We start from the raw sequence: 537 nt of genomic DNA on the forward strand, positions 1-537 counted from the left end.
TCGGATGATATTACATGGAATGGCAGAACCTTTAATCATCGTGACGTTTCCTTTCAATCACCAGTAACAGGAACAATCTATGGCACGCTGTTAAACTTTAAGGGGCAGCTTGAGTTGATGAAAGACTCCCTGCATGACAAACCATATAATGCTCCACCCGAAAAACCAATTATGTATATTAAACCTGGGAATACGGTAAATAGCCATAATAATGCAGTTGCCATTCCTAAGGATGAAAACACTGTTCAAGTTGGGGCAGCACTTGGAGTTGTTTTTGGGAAAACAGCGACGAATGTAGCTAAGGACCATGTAATGGATTATATTGCAGGCTATACCATTGTAAACGATGTTAGCATTCCACATGAAAGCTTTTATCGGCCGGATATTAAAAATAAAGTACGCGACGGATTTTGTCCGGTAGGGCCATGGGTTATTGACCGTGACGCGGTAAACGACCCGGATCATATAATCATTCGTGTTTACGTAAACGGGGAACTTGTCCAGGAAAATAACACGAAAAATCTGGTTCGTTCCGTC

1 protein-coding gene is annotated in these 537 nt (G+C 41.7%); it reads left to right on the top strand.

Annotation, left to right across the window (positions count from 1 at the left end; genetic code table 11):
• On the top strand, positions 1–537 hold a 537-nt coding region (locus AC3G7N_RS22390; RefSeq protein WP_489424304.1), incomplete at both ends, for a fumarylacetoacetate hydrolase family protein.

It is taken from the genome of Virgibacillus carmonensis (assembly GCF_057836705.1).